The 6,622-nt window shown below is 48.4% G+C and carries 4 protein-coding genes; 1 reads left to right on the top strand and 3 read right to left on the bottom strand.

The window, feature by feature from the left end; genetic code table 11:
* Positions 1-36: 36 nt before the first annotated feature.
* Genes VN429_RS08510 through mutS form a run of 3 tightly spaced genes read right to left on the bottom strand, consistent with a single transcriptional unit; the run spans position 37 to position 5,408 of the window.
* A complete protein-coding gene (locus VN429_RS08510) occupies positions 37-900 on the bottom strand; it encodes an HhH-GPD family protein (protein WP_325632111.1) in 864 nt (287 codons plus the stop codon).
* 51 nt (positions 901-951) lie between these two features.
* Positions 952-2,730 (bottom strand): DNA mismatch repair endonuclease MutL, encoded by a 1,779-nt coding sequence (gene mutL / locus VN429_RS08505; protein ID WP_325632109.1) that lies wholly within the window; start codon positions 2,728-2,730, stop codon positions 952-954.
* A 5-nt stretch (positions 2,731-2,735) separates the two neighbouring features.
* Positions 2,736-5,408 carry a DNA mismatch repair protein MutS gene (gene mutS / locus VN429_RS08500; protein WP_325632107.1) on the bottom strand — a complete coding sequence of 891 codons (2,673 nt, stop codon included), beginning with the start codon at positions 5,406-5,408 and terminating at the stop codon, positions 2,736-2,738.
* Positions 5,409-5,629: 221 nt separating this feature from the next.
* On the opposite strand from mutS, the gene argC reads away from it, so the two are divergent.
* Positions 5,630-6,616: an N-acetyl-gamma-glutamyl-phosphate reductase gene (argC, locus tag VN429_RS08495; protein WP_325632105.1), complete on the top strand. Its 987-nt coding sequence runs from the start codon at positions 5,630-5,632 to the stop codon at positions 6,614-6,616.
* Positions 6,617-6,622 lie beyond the last annotated feature (6 nt).

The following is a 6,622-nucleotide window of genomic DNA, read 5'->3' as shown; positions in this document are numbered from 1 at the left end:
AGGTAATTGTCGAAGATAATGCCAATTAATCATATTTTATTCTGCAACCGTTATGATTCCGTTATTTATACAGAGAAGCCCTTCCTTGACCATACCTGCAATTATTCGTCTCATTCTCTGTGTATCCTCTTCGGAATTTTGTATTATTTCCTCAAGGGGTGAACTTTTTGTAGCAAGCAATTTTTTAAGAAGAGAACTTCTGATTTGGCGATCTGACCCATTAAACGCCGATTGTCTGGAATAATGGCTGCTTTTTCTGTTTGGGTTTTCAATCCTCCCGGCAAGCCAGGTACCGTAGTCCATAAGAGCATAATACCATTCACGGGGATTCCCATGATCTAGTGTTTTCTCTACAAGGGGACGAATTTCTGAATCCGCAATCTTCTCCTTACCAGCAAAAAAATGATGAATAAACACCCGTCTGATGTTGGTTTCAATAAAAACAACGGGTTTGTTGAAGGCAAAAGCAGTGATCGAGCCCGCAGTAGCGCTGCCTATTCCGGGAAATGTTACCAGGATTTCTGGATCTGCGGGGAGCGCACCGTTCCAGTCGTTTACAACCGAACGCGCGAATCCATGTAGATACTTTGCCCTTCTATTATACCCAAGGCCCTGCCATGTTACCAGTACATCTGTCAGAGAAGCATCAGCGAGAGATATAAAATTCGGGAACCTGCTAATAAAAAGAGGGAATTTTTCCATAACTCTCGAAACCTGGGTCTGTTGAAGCATGATCTCAGACACTACGACCCTGTATTGGGTTATCTCATCGCGCCATGGCATGGGGCGCCTCATTCTGGTGTAAAACCCACGGATAATATCAACAAACGCTTCTATATCATCAGGATCAGAACCCTGGAAGGTATGGACGACCCCAGTTTCGAGTTGGTGTTGAGTCAATGGATATATTCTCCCAATATCGCTGAAAGAATTACATCAAAGACGGAGACTTCATCTCCTCCTGAAAAGTTCTTCAAGTTTTGACCTGGTGAATGAAACGATAGTGGGTCTTCCATGTGGACAGGTATATGGTTCAGAGGTGCGGGAGAGTTGGCTGATGATCTCCTCTCCCTGTTCTGGTGTAAGGATGACCCCTGCCTTTACTGCGCCACGGCAGGCAACCATTCGGGAGACAGATTCACTCATCCTGTTCTCTTGTCCTCCACCAAGCGCACTGGAGATGATCTCCTTTATTGCATCAGGGTCCTCACACCGTCCAAGTACAACTGGAACACTTCTCACACACCAGGTATCTTTCCCAAACGGTTCAAGGTGAAATCCTTCCTTTTCGAGATCTGGTCTGATCTCACTGAGAAGATGGACTTCTGATGTGCTTAACTGGAGAACGATGGGAACGAGCAACTCTTGTGAGAGGGTTCCCTCTCTCTGTTCCCTTTTTAATTGGTCATATCTGATCCGTTCATGGGCTGCATGTTGATCGATGAGGATTAGATCACCTGAACTATTTGAAGCCAGAAGATAGGTTGCAGCAACCTGCCCGATATAGTTCAGAGTAGGGAACTGTGATTCTTCTTCTGCTCCTGTAGGTTCCATCAAAAGACGAGTCTGCCTGAGTTGTCGTGCAGTTGTACGGTATCCGGCAAGGGTAGCCTCACAGACACGCTGCGCTGGTGTTTCAGATATCCGGTATATTTGGCCCGGGCTTTGATTCTCTTTATCATCAGCCACAAGATGGAGTTCACTCTTAATGGATACACCTGAATGAGAGAGATCCTGGTTCTGCAGTGCTTCTTTGACTCTAGTAGCGATGAACCTGAGAAACTCAGGTTCATCAGATATTCTGATCTCCCGTTTGGTCGGATGGATATTTGTATCAACACGGGCAGGATCCAGATCTATTTTCAGAATCGCAACTGGAAACGAATGTGACGGGATAAGTGTACCATACCCTGATCGTATTGCCCCGGAAATGCGTGATGAGACAATCATTCTACCGTTGACCGCAACCAGGATCCGCTGGGTGTTCTGCCTGATAAGTTCTGGATGTGAGATGTATCCTTCCAGGGAAATTCCATTCTCTTCTCCACTTACCTTGATCATCTGTCCTGCTTCATCAGGCCTCAGCGCCCGCAGTACCTCTTCGAGGGTCCTGGTTCCATGACTGGTGGATTTTTCCTGTCCGTTTAGGAGGTATCTGAAGGTTAGTTCCGGGTACAAAAGGCTGAATACCTCGATCACCGATGATATCCGGGAGAGTTCTGTGGCAAGGCTCTTGAGAAATTTTCTCCGTGCAGGAGTGGTAAAAAAGATCTCTTCCACTGTCAGGTTTGTTCCGACAGGTGCGCCTGTTGCACCATGCTCAAGGATCTCCCCCCCGCTGATAATCAGGCGGGTTCCTGCATCTTCATCCTTCGAACGGGTTACCACGGTCACGTATGCGATGGCAGCGATGCTGGCAAGTGCCTCTCCCCTGAACCCAAGCGTAAGACAGGTATTTAGATCCTCTACAGTCTGGATCTTGCTTGTTGCATGAGGAGAGAAGGCTAGTGTAACTTCATCTGTTGGTATGCCACAGCCGTCATCAATAATGCGTATCCTGGTAACCTCTTTCCTGTTTGAATTAATCTCAACAGTAATTGTGGTTGCTCCGGCATCAATGGCATTTTCAATGAGTTCCTTAACAATAGATGCAGGACGTTCAACCACTTCACCTGCTGCTATCTGATTGATTGTATCGCCGTCTAGTAGCCGGATATGGGGATTACCCATTTCTGTCACTGTGGATCCTTTGTCCTGTTCTTAAGATCAGCAAGCAGGGAGAGGGCCTGAAGAGGAGTGAGCGAGTTCACATCTATTGAATCTAGTTCTTCCCTGATGGGATCAGGTTCTGGTGCCATGGCTGAAGGGGCAGCGGGTGCATCGAGCAGGATCATCTGTGTATATCTTTTCACACCACCCCCCGGAGACTCCTCTCCCCTCATGACCTTCTTCATCAGATCTTCAGCACGCATGATCACGGGAGCAGGAACTCCCGCAAGTGATGCTACGTGGATACCATAACTGCGGTCGGTTGCACCGGGTATAAGTTTCCTAAGAAATACCACATCTTTATCTGTTTCCCTGACTGCAAAGTGGCAGTTTCGCACCCTTTTCAGATCCTCTTCCACTCCGACGAGTTCATGGAAATGGGTAGCGAAGAGGGTTCTCGGCCCTTTACTCTTCTTTCCATGCAGGTGCTCAAGCACTGACCTGGCAATACAGTACCCGTCAAGCGTGCTGGTACCTCTCCCGATCTCGTCGAGAATTACCAAACTCTGATCAGTTGCGTGGTTCATGATTGTGGCGAGTTCGAGCATCTCCACCATGAATGTACTCTGCCCGCTTGCGAGGTCATCAAACGCCCCGACCCTGGTAAAAATCCGATCTACGAGGCCCACTTTTGCGTATGTTGCAGGGACAAAACTCCCCATCTGTGCCATAACAATGATCAGAGCAACACTTCGCATATACGTGGACTTTCCAGCCATGTTTGCACCTGTGATGATCAGGATCTGCTCACCAGAAGCACTCATTTCTGCATCATTTGGCACAAAACCTGTCTCTAGCGAGGCTTCTACAACCGGATGACGTCCCTCCCGTACCAGAAGAACAGGCTCATCAGTCAGGTGGGGTCTCACGTACCTGAATTTTAGTGCAGATTCAGCGAGACCCGCAAAGAGATCGATTCTTGCGATTGAATGGGCTGTCTCCTGAAGAGCCAAGACATGCTCACGCAGAGTAGCAAGAAGGGCAGTATAGAGTTCCTCTTCCAGACTTAACAGGCGTTCATCAGCGGTTGCTATCTGTGACTCTACTTCACGAAGAGCTGGTATTGTAAATCGCTCACCATTTGCTGTTGTCTGGCGGCGTTCATAATCATCAGGGACTGATGATAGATTTGCTTTGGTGATTTCTATGAAAAATCCGAAAACTGCGTTATACTTGATCTTTAGTGACTTTATCCCGGTCCGCTCTTTCTCCTGCTGCTCCAGGTCGGCGACCCACTGACGTCCATCCCTTGAGATCAACCGGAGCCGGTCGAGCTCTTCGTGGTATCCATCCCTGATGACTCCACCTTTTCTTATCAAAAGAGGTGGTTCGTCCACGATGGCCTGTCCGATCAGGGTGACAAGAGTCTGAAGATCCGAAATTCCATTGACTGACTTCTTGATCGATTCAGGGGTATCTGCAAGACTATCAAAGAGTTCCCTGACAGATAAAGCCGCAGTGAGGCCATTACTTAATGTTACCAGGTCACGCGGGCTTGCATTTCCAAATGATATTCTGCCGGCAATGCGTTCAAGATCTGCATACCTGTAAAGGAGTTGCCTGAGGTCCTGGCGCAAAAGAGTTTCATGAGTAAAAAATTCCACTGCATCAAGGCGCTGGTTTACGGCTTCGACTGATTTTAACGGTGCAGTTATCCATCGCCTGAGCAGACGCCTCCCCATGGGGGTCTGGGTCATATCAATGGTTTTAACCAGTGTTCCCTCTTCAGTTCGATCACGAATGTTTGAGACAATCTCAAGGTTCCTGAGAGTGACTGCATCAAGCACAAGATACTCTGACTGTAGATTTCGTGAGAGGGATCTGATATGTGAAAGAGGATCGAACTGTGTCTTCTGGGCATACGCAAGTGCGGCTCCTGCAGCGACTGTGGCTGCAGGAATATCGCAACAACCAAGAGAATCCAATGATTGCATACTGAACTGCCGGCAGAGGAGATCCTCTGCCGCCTGATGATCAAAGAGGGAGATATCCTGTGGTGATATGAGAGGAATAAGGCGGTTTAGTTTTCCCTCTATCTCCTGTTCAGCCCCTTTTGGTGTAATGCACTCGGCAGGCCTGAACCTGACCGCCTCCGCTCTCAGTTCCTCACCGTGCCCTTCAGCAGGCACTTCTGATATCTGAAAATCTCCTGTTGAAATATCGAGAAATGCTATGCCTATCCGCTTTCGTTTCTTATCAAGGACTGCTGCCATCAGGTAACGGGCTCCTTCTCCCGGGAGAAGGGCAGCATCTATCACGGTTCCCGGTGTGACCACCCTAACAACATCCCGTTTTACAATCCCTTTTGCCTTCTTGGGGTCTTCGATCTGCTCGCAGATGGCAACCTTGTATCCCCGGCTTATCATCCGGGAAAGATACCCATCAAGTGCATGATACGGGATACCAGCAAGCGGAATATCCTGGCCGTCAGGCATCCTTCCACGGGACGTAAGTGTAATCTCCATCTCTCTGGAGCATATCTCCGCATCCTCACAGAAGGTCTCGTAAAAATCACCCATCCGGAAAAAAATGATGCAATCCGGGTACTGTCGTTTAGCCTCGTAAAACTGCTGCATTGCCGGGGTTACCTTTCCCGGCTTTTCGCGCAGACCATTGCCTGATTCCTGGGATGATGTCATATATGGAGGAGTTCTCTCATGCCTGGTGTTCTGATATCTGTCTCTCTCACTAGTGAAGGAAAGGAGCGTAACCTGATATTTACGTCAATAAACATTTGGTTGCAATGCGATAAACACCCTCTCATCAGCCATTCGGATCCATTTTCAAGCCTTATGTCTGGATGGTGACTCTGAAGAAGGGAAGGGAGGTTAATACCCGATGCAGAGCAGATATTGATAATATGAAAGTTGCCATTATCGGCGCTTCCGGCTATACCGGGGGGGAGCTCTTCCGGCTCCTGCATACACATCCCCGAGCCGAAGTTGTCTGTGCAACCTCCCGGCAGCTGGCCGGAAAACCGGTGACCTCCCGGCATCCCCACCTCACCGGGTTTACTGATCTGACCTTTACAAACCCGGAAATCGCATCCATAGACGTGGATGTTGCCTTCCTGGCAGTACCTCATACAGCGGCAATGGCATATGCCCCTTCCATGGTTGAACAGGGGATAAAAGTCGTTGATCTCTCAGCTGACTACCGTCTTCCAAAGGATGTGTTCGAAAAGGTGTACGGGGTCCCTCATACTGCATACTTCCCGGCTCCGTACGGACTCTGTGAACTACACCGTAATCAGTGTAAAAATGCATCCTTTGTTGCAAACCCAGGGTGCTTCCCTACTGGTGCCACTCTGGCAGCAGCACCTCTTGCAGGACGTGCTCACACGATCATTTATGATTCAAAGTCAGGGGTCTCTGGAATGGGAGACAATGCTTCTGAAGGATCTCATTATCCAAATGTAGGAGACAATTTCATTGCGTATAAATGGACGAGTCACCGGCATCTTGCTGAAATGCGTCAGGAGATTGGATTTTTAAAGTCAGGAGCTAAGGCATATTTCACTCCCCATCTCCTCCCTGTAAACCGTGGTATCCTGACCACTGCTCATATACTTCTGAATGAGCCGATGGAACAGAGGGAAGTGGAGCGGCTCTACCATGATTACTATAAAGGCGAACCCTTTGTCAGGTACCAGCGCCCATCCCTGAACTCGGTACGTGGGTCTAACTTCTGCGATCTGATGGTAGAAGCATCAGAAGAACGGGTTGTTGTTGTATCGGCAATAGACAATCTGGTCAAGGGTGCTAGCGGACAGGCAATACAGAATATGAATCTCATGTGCGGATTCAACGAGACAGAAGGATTATGGAGTCCGGCGATTCTGCCGTAGAGTAAC

It is taken from the genome of Methanospirillum sp. (genome assembly GCF_035560735.1).
In the GTDB taxonomy this organism is placed as follows: Archaea; Halobacteriota; Methanomicrobia; order Methanomicrobiales; family Methanospirillaceae; genus Methanospirillum.
The sequence above is the reverse complement of the archived record's forward strand: the minus strand, read 5'-3'. Positions and strand labels throughout refer to the sequence as shown.

Coding starts and splice junctions, on each gene's coding strand:
- mutL (WP_325632109.1), bottom strand. CDS start 2,730: ATGGGTAATCCCCATATCCGGCTACTAGACGGCGATACAATCAATCAG.
- mutS (WP_325632107.1), bottom strand. CDS start 5,408: ATGACATCATCCCAGGAATCAGGCAATGGTCTGCGCGAAAAGCCGGGA.
- argC (WP_325632105.1), top strand. CDS start 5,630: ATGAAAGTTGCCATTATCGGCGCTTCCGGCTATACCGGGGGGGAGCTC.